Origin of the sequence: Vibrio furnissii CIP 102972 (genome assembly GCF_000176175.1) — a bacterium.
Lineage (GTDB): Bacteria > Pseudomonadota > Gammaproteobacteria > Enterobacterales > Vibrionaceae > Vibrio > Vibrio furnissii.
Genome location: NZ_ACZP01000013.1, coordinates 1 through 17,633 on the forward strand (window position 1 = coordinate 1; position 17,633 = coordinate 17,633).

Annotated in this window: 17 protein-coding genes and 1 pseudogene; 14 read left to right on the forward strand and 4 right to left on the reverse strand. The window is 49.6% G+C overall.

What is annotated here, in order from left to right; genetic code table 11:
- The 10 genes and pseudogenes from VFA_RS04070 to VFA_RS04115 all read left to right on the forward strand — a co-directional run.
- A pseudogene (locus tag VFA_RS04070) lies at window positions 1–180 on the forward strand (beta-ketoacyl-ACP synthase II); the annotation flags it as partial.
- Window positions 181–265: 85 nt separating this feature from the next.
- Complete coding sequence (gene pabC / locus VFA_RS04075; protein WP_004725012.1) at window positions 266–1,069, forward strand: aminodeoxychorismate lyase; 804 nt, start codon at window positions 266–268, stop codon at window positions 1,067–1,069.
- Entirely contained in the window at window positions 1,066–2,079 is a 1,014-nt protein-coding gene (gene mltG / locus VFA_RS04080; RefSeq protein WP_004725014.1) for an endolytic transglycosylase MltG, read from the forward strand. Before pabC ends, mltG begins: the two co-directional genes overlap by 4 nt.
- Complete coding sequence (gene tmk, locus VFA_RS04085) at window positions 2,079–2,708, forward strand: dTMP kinase (RefSeq protein ID WP_004725016.1); 630 nt, start codon at window positions 2,079–2,081, stop codon at window positions 2,706–2,708. Before mltG ends, tmk begins: the two co-directional genes overlap by 1 nt.
- A 9-nt stretch (window positions 2,709–2,717) precedes the next feature.
- Window positions 2,718–3,683: a DNA polymerase III subunit delta' gene (holB, locus tag VFA_RS04090; RefSeq protein ID WP_004725018.1), complete on the forward strand. Its 966-nt coding sequence runs from the start codon at window positions 2,718–2,720 to the stop codon at window positions 3,681–3,683.
- A complete protein-coding gene (locus tag VFA_RS04095) occupies window positions 3,674–4,441 on the forward strand; it encodes a TatD family hydrolase (protein ID WP_004725019.1) in 768 nt (255 codons plus the stop codon). The genes holB and VFA_RS04095 overlap by 10 nt, the downstream gene beginning before the upstream one ends.
- Before the next feature lie 445 nt (window positions 4,442–4,886).
- Complete coding sequence (locus VFA_RS04100; RefSeq protein ID WP_004725020.1) at window positions 4,887–6,506, forward strand: PTS transporter subunit EIIC; 1,620 nt, start codon at window positions 4,887–4,889, stop codon at window positions 6,504–6,506.
- Window positions 6,506–6,961 carry a hypothetical protein gene (locus VFA_RS04105; protein WP_004725021.1) on the forward strand — a complete coding sequence of 152 codons (456 nt, stop codon included), beginning with the start codon at window positions 6,506–6,508 and terminating at the stop codon, window positions 6,959–6,961. Before VFA_RS04100 ends, VFA_RS04105 begins: the two co-directional genes overlap by 1 nt.
- Window positions 6,962–7,277: 316 nt before the next feature.
- Window positions 7,278–8,708, forward strand: a complete 1,431-nt coding sequence (gene ptsG / locus VFA_RS04110; RefSeq protein WP_004725022.1) for a PTS glucose transporter subunit IIBC — start codon at window positions 7,278–7,280, stop codon at window positions 8,706–8,708.
- A gap of 290 nt (window positions 8,709–8,998) precedes the next feature.
- The gene (locus VFA_RS04115) at window positions 8,999–9,403 is read left to right on the forward strand and encodes a hypothetical protein (RefSeq protein WP_004725024.1); all 405 of its coding nucleotides are present in this window, start codon (window positions 8,999–9,001) and stop codon (window positions 9,401–9,403) included.
- A 57-nt stretch (window positions 9,404–9,460) separates the two neighbouring features.
- On the opposite strand, the gene VFA_RS23640 is transcribed toward VFA_RS04115, so the two are convergent.
- The 3 genes from VFA_RS23640 to VFA_RS04125 all read right to left on the reverse strand — a co-directional run bounded on the left by VFA_RS23640 (window position 9,461) and on the right by VFA_RS04125 (window position 12,077).
- Window positions 9,461–9,559 (reverse strand): MetS family NSS transporter small subunit, encoded by a 99-nt coding sequence (locus VFA_RS23640; protein ID WP_086027259.1) that lies wholly within the window; start codon window positions 9,557–9,559, stop codon window positions 9,461–9,463.
- Window positions 9,559–11,019, reverse strand: a complete 1,461-nt coding sequence (locus tag VFA_RS04120; RefSeq protein ID WP_004725026.1) for a sodium-dependent transporter — start codon at window positions 11,017–11,019, stop codon at window positions 9,559–9,561. Before VFA_RS04120 ends, VFA_RS23640 begins: the two co-directional genes overlap by 1 nt.
- 497 nt (window positions 11,020–11,516) lie before the next feature.
- Window positions 11,517–12,077, reverse strand: coding sequence for an outer membrane protein (locus VFA_RS04125; protein ID WP_004725031.1), 561 nt, complete (start codon window positions 12,075–12,077; stop codon window positions 11,517–11,519).
- Window positions 12,078–12,229: 152 nt separating this feature from the next.
- On the opposite strand from VFA_RS04125, the gene cydH reads away from it, so the two are divergent.
- Entirely contained in the window at window positions 12,230–12,319 is a 90-nt protein-coding gene (gene cydH / locus VFA_RS23755) for a cytochrome bd-I oxidase subunit CydH (protein WP_038150903.1), read from the forward strand.
- Between the two features lie 18 nt (window positions 12,320–12,337).
- Window positions 12,338–13,525 carry a patatin-like phospholipase family protein gene (locus VFA_RS04135; RefSeq protein WP_038150907.1) on the forward strand — a complete coding sequence of 396 codons (1,188 nt, stop codon included), beginning with the start codon at window positions 12,338–12,340 and terminating at the stop codon, window positions 13,523–13,525.
- A gap of 81 nt (window positions 13,526–13,606) precedes the next feature.
- On the opposite strand, the gene pyk is transcribed toward VFA_RS04135, so the two are convergent.
- Complete coding sequence (gene pyk / locus VFA_RS04140) at window positions 13,607–15,052, reverse strand: pyruvate kinase (protein WP_004725038.1); 1,446 nt, start codon at window positions 15,050–15,052, stop codon at window positions 13,607–13,609.
- A gap of 291 nt (window positions 15,053–15,343) precedes the next feature.
- On the opposite strand from pyk, the gene mlc reads away from it, so the two are divergent.
- On the forward strand, window positions 15,344–16,567 hold the full coding sequence (gene mlc / locus VFA_RS04145) for a sugar metabolism global transcriptional regulator Mlc (protein ID WP_004725039.1): 1,224 nt from the start codon (window positions 15,344–15,346) through the stop codon (window positions 16,565–16,567).
- A 123-nt stretch (window positions 16,568–16,690) separates the two neighbouring features.
- Entirely contained in the window at window positions 16,691–17,632 is a 942-nt protein-coding gene (locus tag VFA_RS04150) for a chemotaxis protein CheV (RefSeq protein WP_004725040.1), read from the forward strand.
- Window position 17,633 lies beyond the last annotated feature (1 nt).

Consider the following 17,633-nt stretch of genomic DNA (forward strand, 5'->3'; position numbering starts at 1 on the left):
GTGATGTCTCTGGTTGACCAAATCGTTCCGCCAACCATCAACCTGGATAATCCAGAAGAAGGGTTGGGCGTGGATTTGGTTCCGCACACAGCACGTAAAGTGGAAGGCATGGAATACGCGATGTGTAACTCGTTTGGCTTTGGTGGCACAAACGGTTCACTGATCTTCAAGCGCGTATAATCACCGCACTTTCATTGAACTTTACTTGAGTTGAAACGGCTTGATGCTTAGCATTAAGCCGTTTCTTTTTTCAGGGAGAAGAAAAATGTTCTGGCACAACGGTGAACCCCGTGACACGGTCGCAATCGCAGACCGCTCTTTCCAATATGGTGATGGTTGCTTTACCACCATCCTGACGAAGCAGGGGGAGATTCAGCATTGGCCGTACCACATGGAACGGATGGATGCGTGCCTGAAGCTGTTGGCGATTCCGCTGCCAGACTGGTCTCAGATTCGTCGCTGGTTAGACCAAACCACGCTGGATGAGGCGAAGGCGGGTCTCAAGCTGCACATCAGCCGGGGTGAAGGGGGGCGTGGTTACAGCCCCACACAAGTGACGCAACCCAATGTGACGATAAGTCACTTTGCGTTTCCTGCCCACTACACCCAATGGCAACAGCATGGTCTTCAGTTAGGGGTGTGTCACCTTCGAATGGGGATCAATCCTTTACTGGCGGGACATAAACACAATAATCGTCTGGAACAGGTTTTACTTAAAGGCGAGATGGACCGCGCCGGGTTTGCGGATGGGGTTTGTCTAGATATTCAAGGCCACGTGGTGGAAACCACCATGGCAAACCTGTTCTGGGTGAAAGACAAAACCTTGTATACTCCGACGTTGGCGTCTGCTGGGGTGGCTGGCATTGCGCGGCGACTGATTCTGGAACTGGCACCAACGTTGGGTCTTGAGGTAGTGGTGGGGCGCTTTGCACCTGAGCATCTCGAGCAAGCCGACGAAGTCTTTATTTCAAATGCGATTGTGGAAGTCGCACCGGTCACTGAACTTGCCGGGCAGCACTATTCCATCGGTTTTTACACACGACGATTTCAGGAGAGCTTTAATTCGTGATTAAAAAACTCGTTTCATTGGTCTTTACCTTACTCGCGCTGGCGGCGGTGGGGTATTTCTACGTCACGAAGCAAGTGGACGTTTACCTCTCACAGCCAGTCAAGATTGAAAGCGAACAACTCGTGACGGTGCCCTCCGGTACCAGTCTCAATGGTGCATTAGCCTTGATGACCAAACAGGGCTGGATTGATGCACAATTTGCGGAGAAATTGGTGCGCCGTTTCCATCCAGAACTGACGCAAATTAAAGCGGGAACGTATCAGTTGATGCCGAAGATGACGCTGGTACAAGCGTTACAAGTGCTGGTGGCAGGGAAAGAGCATCAATTTGCGATTACCTTTGTCGAAGGCAGTCGCTTTAGTGAATGGTTGGCCATTTTGCAGCGCAACGAGCACCTCAATCATCAATTAACCGATCGTTCTGAAGCGGAGATTGCCCAACAACTAGGCATTGAACCGCAGAAACTGGAAGGGCTGTTTTTGGCTGAAACGTACCATTTCACCAAAGGCGCCAGCGATCTGGATATTCTCAAACGCGCGCATCGCAAGCTCCAAGTGATTTTGGATAGCGCTTGGGCAACACGCCAGGACAATCTACCGTTGAAAACCCCTTATGACGCACTGATCCTCGCCTCGATCATCGAGAAAGAGACGGCTGTGGAATCGGAGCGTGAACGGATTGCGTCTGTGTTTGTCAATCGTCTGAATAAGCGCATGCGTTTGCAAACTGATCCGACCGTCATTTACGGCATGGGCGACACCTACGATGGCAATATTCGTAAGAAAGATCTGCGCGCTCCGACCCCGTACAACACTTACGTGATCAATGGGCTACCGCCCACACCGATTGCAATGCCGGGGGAGGCGTCAATTCGCGCCGCGTTAAACCCTGAGCAGAGCGCATACCTCTATTTCGTTGCCAGCGGCAACGGCGGGCATGTGTTCTCAAAAAATCTAACCGATCATAACCGCGCGGTACGCGCCTACTTAAAACAGCTTAGACAACAGTAATGAATTCAAAATATATCGTCGTAGAAGGCCTTGAAGGGGCAGGTAAAAGTACAGCTATTCAAGCGGTTGTGGAAACACTGCATGCGCATGGCATCCAAGACATCACACGCACGCGTGAGCCGGGTGGTACGGTGTTGGCAGAAAAAATGCGTGCCTTGGTGAAAGAAGAGCACGAAGGCGAAGTATTGCAAGACATGACCGAGCTGCTGTTGATGTATGCGGCGCGGGTTCAACTGGTTGAAAACGTGATTAAGCCGGCGCTGCAACAAAGGCATTGGGTGGTGGGCGATCGCCATGATATGTCGTCGCAGGCGTATCAAGGCGGGGGGCGTCAGATTGCCCGCGAGACCATGCAGAGCCTCAAGCAAACCACACTCGGCGCATTTAAGCCCGATTTCACACTCTATCTAGACATCGACCCAAAAGTCGGCTTAGAACGCGCGCGTGGCCGCGGCGAGCTGGATCGCATCGAAAAGATGGACATCAGTTTCTTTGAACGCACGCGTGAGCGTTACCTGGAGCTGGCGGCGGGGGATGAATCGGTGGTCACCATCAACGCTGAACAGAGCATTGAACAGGTGACTCACGACATCAAACAGGCGCTGGAAAGCTGGCTGAATCGCGCGTAAGGAATGATCATGCCACAACTTTATCCTTGGCTTGCCGAGGCTTGGCAGAGCTGGAAGCAGCAACTTGATGAACAACGCTTTGCGTCGGCGACGTTGATTTCGGCACCGGCTGGGCTAGGCACCTCTCAAATGGCAGACCAGTTTGCGCGTGCACTGATGTGTCAAACGCACCGCAGTGAGCCCTGCGGCTTCTGCCATGGCTGCGACTTAATGCAGTCAGGCAGTCATCCGGATTACCATGTGATTCGCCCAGAAAAAGAGGGGCGCAACATCAGTGTGGATCAAATTCGCCAATGCAATCGCTTGGCGCAGGAGTCTTCTCAGCTGTCTGGGTATCGCTTGATAGTGATTGAACCGGCGGAAGCGATGAACGAGTCCGCGGCGAATGCCTTGCTGAAAACCTTGGAAGAGCCTGCCGAGAAATGCGTGTTCGTGCTCTTAACGTCGCGTATCAATCACTTATTGCCCACCATTGTGAGCCGCTGTCAGCAAATTACCATTGCAGAACCGGCCGCAACGTTGGTTGCTGAATGGTTGGCGGACGAGTTGCAGCAAGCGGTTCCCCCGTTTGCGGCACACATTCATGGTAATGCGCCGCTACTGACTCGAGAATTCATCACGTCTGATGGTATGAAGCAGTATCAGGCGCTGGAAGCGGTGTTTCTTCAAGCCATTCAAGGCGACATTCTTGCGTTGCTCGAATGTGCGAAATTAGCGGCGAATGAACCGCAAAGCCGCTTGAATTGGTTGTGGTATGTGCTGACGGATGCGCAGAAGGTGCATTTTGGATTGGCGCAGAACTACATGACGCCAGGCGGTCCGGCAGTCGCCAAGGTTTGTGGTTATGCGCTTTTGCAGCAGCAGACCGAAGCATTGGCTAAACTGTCTGAACAACTGCGCGTCTTCAGCGGCTTAAACAGCGAGCTGATGATCACCGATTGGTTACTGAAATTTAATGAGGAAGCATGTTTGTAGATTCCCACTGCCACCTAGATAAGCTTGATTATCAGGAATTGCACACTGGCATCGAAGATGTGATTGAAAAAGCACGTCAAGCCAACGTCAAACAGCTGTTGTCGGTTGGCGTGACGTTGGATTCATTCCCCGACATGCTGGCGATGATCGCGCCGTTTGACAACGTGAAGGCGTCGTGTGGTGTTCATCCGTTGGACGTGGAGAGTGATTTTGAACTCGATCGTTTCCATGAGTATGCCAAGCATCCTCAAGTCGTCGCGATAGGCGAAACTGGGTTGGACTACCATTACCAACCGGAAACCGCAGATCTGCAAAAACTGCGCTTCAACCAACAGATCGAAACCGCGGTGGCATTGAATAAACCACTGATCATTCACACTCGCAATGCGCGTCAAGACACCTTAGACATGTTACGCAACGGTGGCGCTGAACGCTGTGGCGGGGTCATTCACTGCTTTACGGAAGACTTACCGTTTGCACAAGCAGCGATGGATCTCGGCTTCTATATCTCGATCTCTGGGATCGTGACCTTCCGTCAGGCAACAGAGCTAAAAGAAGTGGTGAAGCAGTTGCCACTTGAACGCTTGTTGATCGAAACCGATTCTCCTTACTTGGCACCGGTGCCACATCGTGGAAAACAGAACCAACCGGCTTATGTGGTAGAAGTGGCTGCCTTTATCGCGCAGCTGAAAGGACTTTCATTGACCGAGGTTGCTGAAAAAACCACCCAAAACTATCACGATCTTTTTTTGCGGTAAAAAGTAAATTGTGACCCAAAATAGCGCAATTTTAGTCCCAATCTGTGTGTTGATCGGTAATGAGGTTTTATTTTGGCCTTGTTTACGAATTTTGTTGAAAATGTGGACAAAAAACACGACATTGTAATTTTGTTACGAAAAATAACAATGCAACCGATTTTATTCACTCAGCAAAATTAATTGTTAGTAATTTTTATATCAATAAAAACAAACAGATAGGTTGAATGTAAAGGATTTCAGAGCGGGCAGGGGACTGTGATCTGTCTATTACTTTGAAACTAAATTTCATTCCAAACTAGAAAGCTTGAGGGGCATCAAGATATATTTAGAGCCGAAAAATATAATACATACCGTGTTACATTTTCATTGAACGCTGACACGATGGCTACGGGGGTGTGCCGTCAGGGTTCAATCATTCTAATAACTTTATCAGGAGCATAAATGTATGAAAGCTTTCTTTAGTAAACTTTCACAATCCATTATGTTACCCATCGCACTGCTGCCTGCTGCGGGTATCATGCTGGGTATCGGGGGGAGTTTTACCAACCCTACAATGATCGAGGCATACAACATCGGTGTGCTTCAAGACGGAACTGTACTAAACAGCTTCCTTCAAGTGATGACCGCCGCAGGTGGTATCGTATTCGCTAACCTTCCTGTGATGTTCGCTCTGGCGATCGCGGTTGGTTTTGCGCGCGCTGAGAAAGGTGCTGCGGCACTGGCAGCGCTGATCTCTTACCTGGTTATGAACGTTGCGATTGCGAAGACGCTGGTTGTAGCCAACATGATCAACCTAGATACCAACACCGTGATTCTGATGGGTAGCGAATACCCAGGGGTTGTTGCGGACATGTTGGGTATCTCGAACACACTAAGTATGGGTGTGTTTGGTGGTCTGATTGCAGGTGCAGTGACTGTTGTGCTTCACAACAAATACCACGATGCAAAACTGCCTGATTACCTAGGTTTCTTCGGCGGCGCACGTTTCGTTCCGATCATCAGTGCATTTGCTGCGCTGTTCTACGGTATCGTTCTGACTTTCATCTGGCCTTTCTTCGGTGCTGCATTCGGTGCAATCGGCGCGGCTCTTGGTGAAATGACAGCGTCTGGTCACGGTTACATTGCGTCTCTGATCTTCGGTATCATCGAACGTTCTCTGATCCCTGTTGGTCTGCACCACGTATTCTACCTACCACTATGGCAGACAGAAATCGGCGGTACTGCTGAAATCGCTGGCGAGTTGGTTAAAGGTACTCAGAACATCTTCTTTGCATCGCTTGCAACAGGTGACTTCTCACAATTTACTTCAACAAACTTCATGACAGGTAAATTCCCATTCATGATGTTTGGTTTGCCAGCAGCGGCATACGCAATGTACACACTTGCGGATGATGAAAACAAGAAAGCGGCAGGCGGTCTGTTGTTCTCTATCGCACTGACTGCATTCCTGACCGGTATTACTGAACCAATTGAATTCACATTCCTGTTCTTGGCTCCAGCGCTGTACTACGCAATTCACGTTCCTCTAGCAGGTCTGTCATTCATGTTGATGGATATGCTGAACGTAAAAGTGGGTATGACTTTCAGTGGCGGTTTCATCGACTTTACCTTGTTCGGTATTCTTCCTGGTGTTACTGGTGCGGAAAACAACTGGTACTTCATCCCACTACTTGGTATTGCTTACGCGTTCATCTACTTCTTTGTCTTCCGTTGGTTCATCATCAAGTTTGATGTGAAAACACCAGGTCGCAAAGGTAGCGCAGTTGCTGTGGTATCGAAAAAAGATTACCAAGCAGCGAAAGGTGGTGCAGCTGGCGACAACCAGAAAGCAAAAGACATGATCGAAGCTCTGGGTGGCAAAGACAACATCGTTGATGTAGATGCATGTATCACACGTCTGCGCATCACAGTGAAAGATGGCTCTCAAGTGAAAGACAACGATTACTGGACACAACAACTGGGTGCTCGTGGCCTGGTTAAAGTTGGCGACACTGGTATTCAAGCAATCTACGGCGCAGAAGCTGCAGGTTACAAAGCGCAAATCAACTCTCTGCTTGGTAAGTAATGAGTATTGGTGACAAATTCAGAAGAACCGGCGCCTTTATCATCGATGTCATGGTGGCAAAGATGTTCACGCAAGTGGTGGTGACGGTTCTGCTGGCGATCGTTTCCGGGCTTTTCAGTCACAAAACTGGCGGGCTATCGTTAAACGATACGATGGCTCTGCCTGTGCTGCTGATGCTCGTGATACTGATGCTGTTGGTCTTTATCGGCATATATCTTGGCTTCGGCGCTATCTGTTTTAACTTGATAGGTAAGTCGGTAGGGAAGTATTTGCTGCGCGTTGACAGCGGTCAGTGGATCACGCCCAAGGATTTGTCGACCTACTTGGCTCGCGAAAAAGAGAAGATTGTTTTGTTTTGTGCCACGTTAGGTTTGTATGCGGCCTATTCGGCCATTCAGCTCTACATGTACGATGTTGAGCCGTTGCATGAAACCCGAGCACGAAAAAACGCTTAAACAATTTGCTATCACAAAGCCCGCACATCGTGCGGGCTTTTTCTTTTTGTGGCGTTTGAGTTTCTTGTATTGGGCATCACCCGTGAAGGGTATTGGCCGATAATGTGACTGGAAATAATTTAACAAAGTCATCGAACTACGATTTCTGTAACAAATGTCTAGCATAGTTATCAAAGTTTGCGTGGTATCAATATTTAATTAGAAGTGAAAAATATAATCCACTTGTGGTGACATTTGTAATGGGTGCTAACATTTAGGCTACGGGGGTATGCCGTTAGAACCCAGGAATTCTAATAAGTTAATCAGGAGCATAAACATGTTTAAGAACGCTTTTGCTAACCTGCAAAAAGTGGGTAAGGCGCTGATGCTTCCAGTATCGGTGCTCCCTGTTGCAGGTATTTTGCTTGGAGTGGGTGCGGCGAATTTCAGCTGGTTGCCTGACATTGTGTCAAATTTGATGGAACAAGCCGGTGGCTCGGTCTTTGGACAGATGGCATTGCTGTTCGCGGTTGGCGTGGCATTAGGGTTTACCAATAACGATGGTGTTTCTGGCCTGTCTGCGATTGTTGGCTACGGCATCATGGTTGCGACCTTAAAAGTGATGGCCATGGCGATGGGTGTTGAGAAGATCGATACCGGGGTGCTGGGGGGCATCTTAGCCGGTGGTGTGGCAGCATGGGCATTCAACCGTTTCTATAAAATTCAATTGCCAGAATACCTTGGCTTTTTCGCGGGCAAACGCGCGGTGCCGATCATTACGGGTTTTCTGGCCATCATTTTGGGGGTTGTTCTCTCCTTTATTTGGCCACCAATCGGTTCTGCTATCGCAACGTTTTCGGATTGGGCTGCGCACCAGAATCCTGTATTGGCATTCGGTATTTATGGTGTGGTTGAACGTTCACTCATCCCATTTGGTCTGCATCACATCTGGAACGTGCCATTCTTCTACGAAGCTGGGACGTGTGTGAACGGCTCTGGTGAAACGGTTCACGGGATCATGACGTGTTTCTTGACGGCTGACGACGCCTCTCGCGCAGCAGGCAATGGGTTCGGTCAGTTAGCAGGAGGCTACTTGTTTAAAATGTTTGGTTTGCCTGCGGCGGCATTTGCGATTGCGCATTGTGCCAAACCAGAGAACCGCGCCAAAGTGATGGGGATCATGGCGTCTGCGGCGCTCACGTCATTCCTGACGGGCATTACCGAGCCCATCGAGTTCTCATTCCTGTTCATTGCGCCGGTGTTGTATGCAATTCATGCGGTGCTTGCTGGTTTGGCGTATGTGCTGACAAACTCACTGGGTGTGGTTCACGGTCATACCTTCTCGAACGGATTTATCGACTTTGTCGTGCAGTCACCCCGCGCAGAGAACATGCTGCTGCTGGTGGGTCTAGGCATTGGTTACGCGGTGTTGTACTACGTGGTGTTTACTTTCGTGATTCGTGCATTGGATCTGAAAACGCCAGGTCGTGAAGATGAAAGCGTTGATGAGTCGGCAACCGAAGGCACTGAACTCGCTGGTGAATTGGTCGCGGCATTTGGTGGTAAAGCCAACATTACCAACCTTGATGCGTGTATTACGCGTTTGCGTGTGTCGGTCGCAGATACCGCACACGTGGATCAGGACAAACTGAAAAAACTCGGCGCAGCGGGCGTGGTGGTGGTCTCGGGTGGGGTGCAAGCGATCTTCGGCACCAAGTCCGATAACCTCAAAACCGAAATGGACGAGTGGATTCGTAACCACGGTTAACGAACTCGATGGTTGAAAGTGAAAGGGGGCTGCGGCCTCCTTTTTCGTGGACAGCGTTCTGTTTACCAAAAAGGAAGGCGCACAAAAACGCTCGACTCGCTGTCGGTGGCTCGACATTTGATGCCAGAGTGTGTAGGCCGAGTCATCGGCTCACACAATGTGCGATGTGCTCGACGACGCGTGATATCTCTACAATAGCTTTATTTTCCCTTTACTCGCGGTTGACATACCCCGCCCATCCTCCGGCTAAAGTTTGCATCGACATCAGAATCAATACAGGACATGAATGTATGAACAAATTAGGGATGACGGCACTGCTTTTGGGTTTGCCTCTGACGGCGTTTGCGCAGCAAGATAACAATCTGAAAGTCGGTCTAGCAGTGGACCAACAGTTGAGCGCCGTGCTCGAAGTGAACAACCAATATCGTTTTATTCTGGGGAATGACGGTGCCGCGTTTGATTACATTATTCAGCGCGGTAGCTTTAACAATCCGGATATACCTTTTGATTGGTATGTGGGTGCTGGCGGCTGGGCTGAATGGGATGATGATTTCGGGGTTCGTGTGCCGCTGGGTTTGGATTGGCAAATCAACCAGAACTTCAACCTATACGGTCAGGTTCACCCAGAACTCAACCTGCACTCTGGCCCTGAATTGCAATTGGGTGCGGCCTTAGGCATCACCTACCGCTTCTAAAGCGAGGATAAAAAAGCCGGCGTGATGCCGGCTTTTTTGTGTCTAAATGGTCAGCGTTTATTGCTGTTTATCCATGGCTTTTTTAATGCAGATGGCTGCGCCACCCCAGGTAATGCCTAAACCGATGATCATCATGATGATGGCACTTGTAGTCATTAGTAGCTCTCCTTGCGGTTGGTAAGGTTAACGGCAACACCGACAACCAGTAGCGCTGCAATCATCACCCAACCCAGTGTTAGGTCATAACCGCCGTAGCCTTCAGTCAGTAGCGTTCTTAACTTGGTTGCGACAATGATCGCCAGAATGACCGGTGAGATAAAGCGCAGACAGATATCAAACCAAACACCCACACTGAAATCAGAAATCGAGTTCACGTATTTACGTGCATCAGAGATTTTCACCAACCAAGTCATCAGCACCAACTCAACCAGACAGCTGGCCATGATGCCCACGTTGTTTGCAAAGTGGTCCACCAAATCAAGCAGCAACAGGCCGCCGTTGGTCGCAAACGCCATGGAGACGATGAAACCGACACCAATCACCACGTTAGCTGCTTTCTTACGGCTCCAGCCCAGTTTATCGATGATGGCTGACGTAACCGCTTCCAGAATCGAAATGTGCGAGCTCAAACCAGCAACCACAAGAGCAAGGAAGAACAGTGGGCCAAGGATGTATGGCGCTGGCAGCAAGTTGATGGCTGCTGGCAAAGTGACGAAAGCCAAGCCGACACCTGCGGAAACAACTTCCGTCAGCGGTTTGCCTTGCTCTTGAGCCATGTAGCCCAGCACGGAGAAGATCATGATACCGGCCAGAATCGAGAAGCCGCAGTTGATCAGTACCGTCATAAACGCGTTGTTGGTGATGTCTGATTTCTCAGGCAAGTAGCTTGAGTAAGCCAGCATGATGGCAAAGCCGATACTCAGGGTAAAGAAGATCTGACCGTAAGCTGCTGCCCATACTTTCACATCCCAGATTTTGCTGAAGTCGGGTTCGAACATGTAGTTCACACCATCCAAAGCACCTGGAAGGAAGATCATGCGAGCGATGAGCAAAATCACCATCACGAACAGCACGGGCATCATGATTTTCGATGCACGTTCAATACCGGACTTCACACCGCCAACGATAGCGGCATAAGTGATGGCCCATGCAATCGCCATCGCAATGGCAATTTTCCATTGGATACTACCTAGATTCGTCGGTGAGTTGTCACCAAGGTTGAGGTAGTTACTGAAGAAGAAGGCGTTGGTGTCCGTTCCCCAGCCTTGGCTAAATGACAGGCCAAAGTATGAAATCGCCCAACCGATAACCGCCACGTAGTACACGGCGATGATGGCGGCAATTCCCACTTGGAACCAACCAAGCCACTCAAATTTTGCATTGATGCGTGCTAGGGTTTTCGGGGCCGAACCGCGGTGTTTTTGACCCATAGAGAATTCTAGGATCATGAACGGAATACCCGCAGTGATCATGGCAAACAGATAAGGAATGAAAAAGGCACCGCCGCCGTTTTCGTAGGCCATGTATGGGAAACGCCAGATGTTACCCAAACCGATTGCCGATCCGACAGCTGCCAAGATAAACCCGGCACGGGATCCCCATTGTTCTCGCTTCATAGATTACTCCTTTACAACTCCCTGAGGTATGAAGCTTTTCTGCAGCTTGTGCTGCTTATTTCATCATGATAGTTAATAACCAATCAGAATGTGGTCTGAGTGTTAAAAGTTTGCTCTATCATCCATGAATCAGCAAAAAAGTTAGTTTTAAATATTATTAGCTGGCAGAAAACTCAGAATATTGTTCTTAGTTTTACGATGTGTGTTTGCGAAATCTGAAATAATCAGCTACGCATTGGTTTTGAGACTACAGAGATCTTTCGCACAAGGCAATAGATTGTAAACATGATTTTGTTCTGCGTTGTTGGCCTCTTTGTTGTTTTTTTGCGCTTTAATTAGTTATATGTTTGTTATAAACAGAAATCAATAAATGATTCGACTGGTATGAACTCTGATTGCAATTGATATAACTGTATTTAATGAAAGTGCGTATGACTGAAAAATATACACTCGCCAGTGAATCTCTCCATTTTTTAACCTTGGTCGCAAAATGGATGTTAAAAATGGATCGTCAGACCGAGGTTGGCGGAGAACTGATTCATCCAGTCTGATTGGAAGCGAATCACACAACGGTCTGAATCGCCGAACGTGCACACCGTACTGGTGTCGTTATCGACCACCGTCCCTAACCAACGAAACTGAGTGTTGAGTGCGATGTTCGGTGACAAACGATAGTCGAGCCCGGCAAAGATGCTGGCGGAAAACCCGTATTTGTCGTCGACCCAATCTGCATCGGCATATGAGGCGCCAAGACCGAGCCCAAGGTAGCTGGAGAGTTTGTCATCGGCAGGATAGTAGATGCTGCTTTGAAAGTGGAGGTAGTGCATGGTGATGGTGTCGCTGAGCGTGTCGATGTCACTGCGCTGGGTGGCATAAAACAGCCCCAAACGGCCGGTTTCATAAGGCACTTCTAACGCCAAGGCGTAGCTTTCCGAACCTTGAATGGCGTGGCTTTGACGTTGGCTGTCTTCCACCTTGCCGCCTGCGGTGTAGCCAACAAAAGGCGTCAGATACACTGCGGCCTGAGTGGGCGTGATGGCCAGTGCCGTGATAAGCATAAAATACCGATAACGCATGGCAAACCTCGAAATTTTTCTCGACCTGTTGAGTAATTGTGATAGTAACTTCATAATCGTGCACGAAAAACCAGCAATTCTTGAACATGTCTCGCACCCCTGTTATTAATTCGTTATCACGAAGGAGGTGTTGTATGGAACGCGATTTCAAATTTGCACTTTGTGTCGTAGTGACCGTGTTTGCAGTTTTGATTGGCTTTGGAATTATCGCCATCACAAGTTAAGCAATAAGGGTTCTGCTTATGATGAATAGTGGAACTGTCTCTGAATTGGACACTCGAGTCGACTTAGCTCGACTCTCCAAATTTATTGGCGGAAAAAATGCGTTGGTCGCTCAAGGGGGCGGGCAACGAGGGATTTTTACTGCTGGGGTGTTGGACGCATTTATGCTGTCCAACTTTGACCCATTTGAAGAATTTTTTGGCACGTCAGCCGGCGCGCTCAATCTCAGTGCATTTCTGTGCCGTCAGCCCGAGCTGGGCAAGTCGTTTATTGTCGACCTCACCACCGACCCGCAATTCTTTCACCTATTCAGTTACATTCGGCGTAAGCAGTATTTAAACCTCGATTGGGCGCTGGATAGGATTTGTGACTTTCCTTATCGTCTCGACTTAGACATGGGGCGTCAGGTGCTGGGACAACGAAAAGCGTTTGCCGCGGTCACCTCGACACGCACACTGAGCGATTTCTATTTTCCGATTCTTGGCCCGCAATGGCGCGATGTGCTGATCGCGACTTGCGCGATCCCACGGTTGTACCCGCGGGAAGTGGAGTTAGCGCATCAGCCGTACATCGATGGTGGAGTTTCCGCTTCGATTCCCGTGCAGGAAGCGTGGCGCCGAGAAGCGCGCTTTATCGCGGTCATTCGTACCGAAAGCCTGGATGAAGATCCGGGAGCGCCCGTGCCGTTAGAAACCGACCATGAGCCGGTGCAGTGGTTTCGAGATTCGTTTAACACCATTCAGCACCAGTGGCAAAACAAGCTGGTGCAGTGGAAAGAAGATTGGAACAGCTTTTTCTCGCAACAGATTGAAAAATCGAAGTTGGCGAAAATGGAACACAAACATCTTGGCACACTTAATGGCGGTCGCTGGCTGTTTGGCGCCGATGATATTTATCGGTTAAGTCATCTCATTGGCGACAAATTTGATTCGGGCCTCGCCGATATGTTGATGGTTCACTATCAAACCTATTCGCTGACGTGTGACTTTTTACGAACGCCGCCCGATGACACGTTTATCGTGCAAATTGCGCCCAGTTCGCCGCTCAAATCCAGTTCGCTGCTCAGCAGTGTCGAGGATTTGATGCATGATTATGAATTGGGCCGTGAAGCGGGCATGCGGTTTGTCAGCAGTTATCTGAATGCCAATGAGCTGAAATCACAGCGGCTCAAGCAAGCGGCGGGTCTTCATCCTGATCGCGGGGAATAGCGCACCGTCGTCACCTGTTTCACGTTCATTGCTGTATCACGAAGAAAGGCCCGCCAAGCGGGCCTTTTTGCTGAGTGCGGGTTAAAGGACGGGCAATATACGCATGCAGTTGGTGGAACCTTCCACCTCCATGATGTCCCCTTGTGTGATGATCACCAGATCGCCAAATGACAACAATTTCTTCTCTTTCAGGGCTTCCAATGCCGCTTGTGCGACTTCAAAGCCCGTGCCGCTTTTGCTGTCGAAGTAAAAAGGCATCACACCACGATACAGCGCGCAGCGGTTGAGCGTTGCTTCATTGCGAGACATCGCAAAGATTGGCAGCACGGAATTTAAGCGTGAGGTCATCAGAGCCGTGCGACCGGATTCGGTCAGTGTGACCATCGCTTTGACGCCTTCCAAATGGTTGGCCGCGTAAATGGTCGACATGGCTACCGTTTCTTCTGCAGTCGTGAAGGAGCGGTCAATGCGGTAGTTCTGCTGATTGGACTCAATCATTTTTTCCGCGCCGATGCACACTTCAGCCATCGCTTTCACTGTTTCGACCGGGTATTTCCCTGCAGCCGTTTCACCGGACAGCATGACCGCATCGGTGCCATCGAGTACGGCGTTGGCAACGTCCATCACTTCGGCCCGTGTTGGCATCGGGTTCGTGATCATCGATTCCATCATCTGAGTGGCGGTGATCACCACGCGGTTGAGCGCTTTAGCGCGATGAATCAGCTTTTTCTGCACCCCAATCAATTCGGGGTCACCGATTTCCACCCCAAGGTCACCGCGAGCGACCATGATCACGTCGGATGCGCGCACGATGTCATCAATATTTTCGTCACTGGCGACGGTTTCGGCACGTTCCACTTTCGCGACCAGACGCGCCTCAAGGCCGGCATCACGCGCCAGACGGCGAGCGTAGTCCATGTCCGCGCCATTGCGAGGGAATGACACGGCAAGGTAATCTACTTTGATGTCTGCTGCGAGTTGAATGTCGCGCTTGTCTTTTTCTGTCAGCGCGTCGGCAGATAACCCGCCGCCTTTTTTATTGATGCCTTTGTTGTTCGACAGCGGGCCGCCCACCAGGACGGTGGTGTGCACTTTGCTGCCTTCAACCGCGACCACCAACAACTGCACGCGGCCATCGTCGAGCAGCAGAATATCTTCACGTTGCACATCTTTGGGCAGGTTTTTGTAGTCGATGCCTACCGCATCTTGATCCCCTTCGCCGGGTGCGAGATCCGCATCCAGCACAAAACGTTCACCTTCAACCAGTTCAATTTTGCCTTCTTTAAACGTCGAAACGCGGATTTTCGGCCCTTGCAGGTCGCCCAAAATCGCCACGTGGCGACCCAATTTGGCGGCAATTTCGCGGACTTTTTGCGCGCGAATTTTATGATCTTCGGCCGAACCGTGTGAGAAGTTCATCCGTACGACGTTTGCTCCGGCGCGAATGATCGCTTCCAGATTTTCTCCTTTGTCTGTTGAAGGCCCTAAAGTGGTGACAATTTTCGTTCTTCGTAATGCTGAGGTCATTCTGATCTCCTGAAATGATCGGACAGAGGAAGTAAAACGTTTTAAGTATATGCAAGATATTTGAAGAGTTTGGGAGCTCTGAACGATATTTACGCTTTGCAACAAGATAATTAATGACGAAAAATAACCGCTGAGCTGGCATTCAATCAGGGAATCAATGGATGACTATTTGACTGAAAACACAAAGTTCCGAGTATATGCGTGATGCCTGTCACGGCTATTCACCAAATGACTTCACAATTACTTCGCAAAGTAAAAAAATTGGCAGGTTACTGAATTCTGGAGCGCCCCATGTACATGGCTCAACCAGGCCATATTGATCACATCAAACAGGTCAATGCTGGCCGTGTATATAAACTCATCGACCAAAAAGGTCCTATATCACGCATCGATCTGTCGAAAGAGAGTGAACTTGCGCCAGCAAGTATCACCAAAATCACCCGCGAATTGATTGAAGCGCACCTGATACACGAAACCACTGTTCAAGAAGCCATCAGCCGTGGTCGTCCTGCGGTGGGGCTACAAACCAACAACGAAGGTTGGCAATTTCTTTCCATGCGTCTCGGACGTGGCTACCTGACCATCGCGCTCCATGAGTTAGGCGGCGATGTCCTGATTGACACCAAAATTGATATTCATGAAATCGATCAAGATGACGTGCTGCAACGGCTATTGTTTGAAATTGATGAATTTTTCCAAACCTATGCTGAGCAACTGGGTCGCGTGACCAGCATTGCGATTACGTTGCCGGGCTTGGTCAACTCCGATCAAGGCATCGTGCTGCAAATGCCGCATTACAATGTGGAAAATTTGGCATTGGGGCCAGAGATTTACAAAGCAACCGGTTTGCCAGTGTTTGTGGCCAACGATACGCGCGCTTGGGCATTGGCGGAGAAGCTGTTTGGTCATTCGCAAGATGTTGATAACTCGGTTTTGATTTCAATTCACCACGGTTTGGGTGCGGGGATCATTCTTGATGGTCGCGTGCTGCAAGGGCGTCATGGCAATATCGGTGAGTTGGGCCACATTCAGATTGATCCGCGGGGCAAACGCTGCCATTGCGGCAATATTGGCTGTTTGGAAACCGTGGCCAGTTCACAAGCGATTCGTGAGCAAGTGGCAGAACGTATTGCCGCTGGTGAAGCGTCATCGCTGAGCGAAAAAGCGCACGATGACATCACGATTGAAGACATTTGTGCGGCAGCAGCGGCTGGCGATCCGCTCGCGGTCGATGTGGTGGAAACCTTAGGCCGTTATCTCGGTTCGGCTATCGCGATTGTGATTAACCTGTTCAACCCGGAAAAAGTGCTGATTGGTGGCGTCATCAATCAGGCGAAAAACGTGCTGTATCCTGCGATTCAGCGCTGCATCGAAGAGCAAAGCCTGCCGGTTTATCATCAAGATTTGCAACTGGTGGAATCTCGCTTTTATAAGCAAGCGACCATGCCGGGTGCCGCGTTGATCAAACAAGCCTTGTATGATGGTTTATTATTGATGAAAGTGGTGGAAGGATAAGTTTTTCTTCGTTTTTTCCTTTCCCCGGTTTACATTTGCCGTTCAGGTTACATTTACCAGCCACAAATATAGCTATACTGTGTAGCTATAACAGTGCGTCTCTACTTCTTCTTGGGATTTTGTATGTCGGGTATCTTAAATACGGTCGATCAGCGTACCAATCTGGTGGGGGAAAACCGCCTCGAACTGTTGCTATTTAGCTTAAATAGCCGCCAAATTTTTGCTATCAACGTCTTTAAGGTTCGGGAAGTCATCAAAATGCCGAAAACCACCAAAATGCCGGGGTCGCACCCGAATATTACTGGTGTGGCATCGCTACGTGGTGACCCGGTGCCAATCATCGACTTGCGCCGCGCAATCGGGTTTCCACCGTCGCGTCTGGAAAACCCAGAGCAAAATCTGATCATCACCGAATACAACCGTACTGTGCAGGGCTTTCTGGTTGGGCAGGTGCGCAACATCATCAACACGGCATGGACCGAAATTCAGCCGCCACCCAAATCGGCCGGCCGCGCTAACTACCTGACCGCGATTACGCACATTAAAGAGCAAGATCAGACTCAAATCGTTGAGATCATCGACGTTGAAAAAGTGCTGGCCGAGATCATCGACTACGATGTGTCGATCTCAGAAGAGGTGTTGGATCCAGCGCTGGTGGATGAAATGGTGGGTCGCAACATTTTGATCGTCGATGATTCCTCAACGGCACGTAATCAGGTCAAAGGCACGCTGTCACAACTGGGATTGAACATCATCGAATGTCGCGATGGTCTGGAAGCGTTGAAGCTACTCAAAAGCTGGTGTGATAAAGGCAAAGACATCAACAAAGAGCTGCTGATGATGATCACCGATGCCGAAATGCCGGAAATGGATGGTTATAAACTGACGCATGAAGTACGCAGCGATCCGCGCATGGCAGACCTGTTTATTACTCTCAATACGTCTCTGAGTGGCAGCTTTAACGAAGCCATGGTGCAGAAGGTTGGCTGTAACCGGTTTATCTCCAAGTTCCAGCCGGACCGATTGGTGGAAGCGGTGCAAGATCGCATGCGCGAAATTCTGTAAT